Annotated in this window: 3 protein-coding genes; 2 read left to right on the plus strand and 1 reads right to left on the minus strand. The window is 45.7% G+C overall.

All coding sequences use genetic code 11. From position 1 onward, the window contains the following. On the minus strand, positions 1 to 1,506 hold a 1,506-nt coding region (locus IH598_07640), incomplete at its 3' end, for a S8 family serine peptidase (GenBank protein ID MBE0638375.1). A 331-nt stretch (positions 1,507 to 1,837) separates the two neighbouring features. Between IH598_07640 and IH598_07645 the strand changes: the two genes are divergently transcribed. Both IH598_07645 and IH598_07650 read left to right on the plus strand, forming a co-directional pair. Further along, positions 1,838 to 2,299, plus strand: a complete 462-nt coding sequence (locus tag IH598_07645; protein ID MBE0638376.1) for a TrmH family RNA methyltransferase — start codon at positions 1,838 to 1,840, stop codon at positions 2,297 to 2,299. A gap of 20 nt (positions 2,300 to 2,319) precedes the next feature. Next, positions 2,320 to 2,741 (plus strand): DUF1730 domain-containing protein (locus IH598_07650; protein MBE0638377.1); only part of this gene is annotated, 422 nt, incomplete at its 3' end.

Below are 2,741 nucleotides of genomic sequence, written 5' to 3' on the forward strand. Positions count from 1 at the left end.
ACCCTGCAGTGCTGCCACGGCATTGATTCTGCCAACACCTATCTGCCCTGCAACATCGGGGTTCAGGTAATCAATATCGTCTGCAGTTGCTTTCATGATTTCCCTGAGCTGCTGTGGAGAAAGCTTACCCGGCGCCATGGCCAGCATCAGTGCGGCAACACCGGAAGCATGAGGAGATGAGAAAGAGGTGCCCGAGTTGTAAAAGTATCCGTCAGCTCCGCCTGTTGCTATTCCGGTGCTTGGCACATTCAGTCCCGGCGCCGAAAGCCCAACATAGGCGCCATAAGAAGAAAAATAGGCTCTTCGGTCATTATTATCAGTACCTGCTACAGCCACAGTACCGCTGTAATATCCCGGGTACCAGTTCTGTCCATCACCATCGTTTCCGGCAGCAAAAAAGGTAATACCGCCATCCATCACATCGCCCCCGCCATTAGCGTTGAAATAGTCGATACCATAAAGGTCATCAGTATTATAAACGTCTGGATCTACATAACCCCAACTGTTCTGCGAAATGGCGGCGCCATTGTCGGCAGCATACATATAAAGTTCCATTGTACTTAAACCATGCAAACCTGCATAAATATCAAGGCTCATCAGCCTGGCGCCGTTACCGAGTCCTGAGCCGCCGGCAATTCCTGCTACACCGGCGCCGTTGTTGCTCACAGCAGAAATAATACCCGCCACCGATGTTGCATGGTCGTCAGCAACTGTAAAAATGCCGTCCGGACCAATCTCCGGCCATCTGTTTCCGGCCAGATCAACATGATCGTATTTAATACCACCGTCGAAAATTGCCACTACCACGTCGGGCAAGCCTTTGGTGATGTCCCATGCAGGCTTTACATTTACGTCAGAACCCGGTGTTCCCGGCATTCCAAAAACCGTCTGGCCTGTGTTTTCAAGATTCCACTGTAGATTGTAAAACACATCATCAGGTGTCCATTTAGGACTGTTTTGTCCGCCGTCTTTGGGGATTGGTTGCCTGCCAACAGGTTCAATCCTGCGGATTTTTAATTGGGGTTCAACCAATTCAACACTTTCCAATCCTTTGTAAGCATCAATGAGTTGAAGCAGGTCTCCTTCATATTCCATTGTGAACACAAACCATTGATGAAACCCCCATGCTTTGTGACGCTCTTTGAAATCGTTGTGCTTTCCTGGTACCTGGTAAAGCCCGGAAAGCACTGATTGGCCGGCAGTAACTTTAAATTGAATGGAAAGAAGATCAAACGCTTCAATACCGGTTACCAATGCGCCATCCTTTCCGTTAGTAAAGGAAGCATCATCCAGATTCTTAACCTGTTCTTCGTTGAACTTTACAATGAAAATGCCCGGCTCCCAGTTTTTACTGGAAAGTTGATGAAAATCAACCGGTGGTCTTTCACCAGTAATGATTTTGTATCCGCCAGTTTCATGAATAGTTTGTGATTGCCCTGAAACGCGACTGATAACAATACTGAAGCCGAATAAGACAAAAAGCGTGATGTGTAGAAGTTTTTTCATTGGAGAGAGATTTAGATATTAACTTCATTTTGTTTTACTACTATTATGATTGAAAAGAACTTAGCAGGTTGCTTAGGCAAAATGCCGAGCAAAACTAAAAATATATATCATTTACTCTGAACTATAATGATATTTTTTCTGAATCTAAATAACCTAATTAGTAATTCTACAATTGGAAAACGCTTAAACTTACCTCAAGCCAATGGCTTTTAAAGAGTTCAAGTTGAAAAAATGATGCTGATACCATTGACAGTTGGACGATCGGTGTATTTGAAATCAACTTTCATCTATGGTTCCCAAAAAGATTGTAGTTTAGCCCAAAAAACCGGATATGCCATTTTTCGAAATCGGGATTTATCAGAGCAAAAAGGTGGACAACCTGGGTACACTGTGGCGCACTGCCTACCAATTGGGAGCCACAGGCGTTTTTACAATTAACCGGAGGTATAAAAAACAACCATCTGATCCATTTGCAGTCGAACGGCAGATTCCATTGAGGAATTTTGAAAATTTCGCACAATTCATGGCACAACGCCCTATGAACGCCCTGCTGGTTGGGATTGAAGAAAATGGGATACCGCTATCGGAGTTTGAACATCCTCCCCAGGCCATTTATCTGCTTGGCGCCGAGGATTTCGGTTTACCCAACTATGTGCTGGAACAATGCCAGCTGATCGTTTCCCTCGAAGCGATGGTCAAACCTTCGTTTAATGTGGCTGTAGCTGGAAGTATCGTGATGTACGACCGTGTGTTTGGAAGGAGGATGGGCTACCCGCCTCCGGTTCCCCGTTGAATCATTTTTCGGAAAAACAGATGAACAGCAAGGAATTTTCAGGTTGGATCAAAACCCGTGCATTGGAACTCGGTTTTTCGGGTTGCGGTATTGCCCGGGCCGGCTTTTTGCAAAACGAGGCATTGCATTTGGAAAACTGGCTGAATGCCGGCATGCACGGAGAAATGACCTACATGGAAAATCACTTCGAGAAACGTGTTGATCCGCGCAAATTGCTGGATGGAGCGAAATCCGTGGTTGTTTTACTGTTTAATTATTTTCCGGAAAAGCCGCTCCCCGAAACCGGCAATTGCATCCTTTCGAAGTATGCTTACGGTGAGGATTATCATTTTGTGATCAAGGAAAAACTTAATCGGTTAATTGCTGAACTGAAGGCCAAAGCCGGCGATATCAACGCCCGTCCGTTTGTGGATTCGGCGCCGGTACTCGAACGCGCCTGGGC

It is taken from the genome of Bacteroidales bacterium (assembly GCA_014860585.1).
GTDB lineage: Bacteria > Bacteroidota > Bacteroidia > Bacteroidales > 4484-276 > RZYY01.